Annotated in this window: 1 protein-coding gene; it reads left to right on the forward strand. The window is 44.6% G+C overall.

Annotation, left to right across the window (positions count from 1 at the left end; translation table 11 throughout):
• On the forward strand, positions 1–1,286 hold a 1,286-nt coding region (locus A3739_RS06955), incomplete at both ends, for a tandem-95 repeat protein (RefSeq protein ID WP_156502432.1).

A 1,286-nucleotide genomic window follows, 5' to 3' on the forward strand; every position in this document is an offset into this window, starting at 1 on the left:
GACACTAATGGCTACGGCCCAGAAACTATTACTGTTCCAAATTATGCTGAGGCCAACATGCATTACTCTGTGCACAACTATAGTACAGGTGCATGGGATATTGACGGCGTTGACAATGTTCAGGTTCAGGTGTTTGTTGGTAACTCTTTAGTATCAACATTCACGCCTGATCTTCCGGATAGTACGACCGGTGAGTATTGGCATGTGTTTGATATTGTTGATGGAGTAATTATTCCCTCTCAAGTTGTATCTAATCAAAGCAGCGTTACTATGCCTGATTCGGATACTGTCACTGAGGATCAATATGGTGTTTCGATTTCTGATGTGATTAATGGTTTAACTGACGATGATAGCCAACACGATAATCAACAGGGTGACGACGAATCATCATATGATGGTCAAGCAAATAATAATGATGCTTTATCAGTTAGTAATATTGAGATTACAAATGGAATTGTAATAGATAATGATGATGGAACTTATACTATCGTACCTGCTGCTGATTTTTATGGTGATTTTTCTATCAGCTACACAGTGGAGGATGGTAATGGCGGTGTAACCCCAGCTCTTGTCGACGTAACTGTAACCGGCGTGAATGATCTGCCGGTCGCGCAGGATCAGAATTTCCAGATGAACGAAGACGGGACGATCACGCTTACAGATGGGGATCTGTTGGCGGGAGCGTCGGATGTTGATGGTGATACGCTGAGTATCTCAGATGTTACATACACAGGTACGGATGGAATCTTCACCGATAATGGAGATGACACATATACCTTTGCACCGAATGAGAACTTCAATGGTAATGTCACCGTCGACTTTACCGTGTCTGATGGTCAGGGTGGTACCGATACGGCCCAAGCGAATATCGTAGTTGTTCCTGTGAATGACCCGCCAGTTTCAGGTAACTTGGCGTATGCAATTGATGAGGATGGAAGTATCACACTGAGCCAAGAACAGCTCTTGGCGCAAGCGAGTGATGTGGAGGGTGATACGCTCACGGCGTTGAATCTACAGACAGCCAATCCGGAACTGACGATTACAGATAATGGTGATGGGACGTTCACGCTGACACCGGCTGCAAACTTCAATGGTGATCTCGATATTAGTTTCGATGTATTCGATGGTGAAGCGACAGTCGCAGCTAATATCGATTTGACAGTGAACCCAGTGAATGACGCCCCAACAGCCATAGATGATTATATGATTGCTGCAGGTCCGGGTGCAATTAGGCTCGATAGTGAGCTTGATTTGGGCAAAATGCAATATCAAACAGCCGATGGTAA

This window comes from Oleiphilus sp. HI0067, assembly GCF_001635735.1.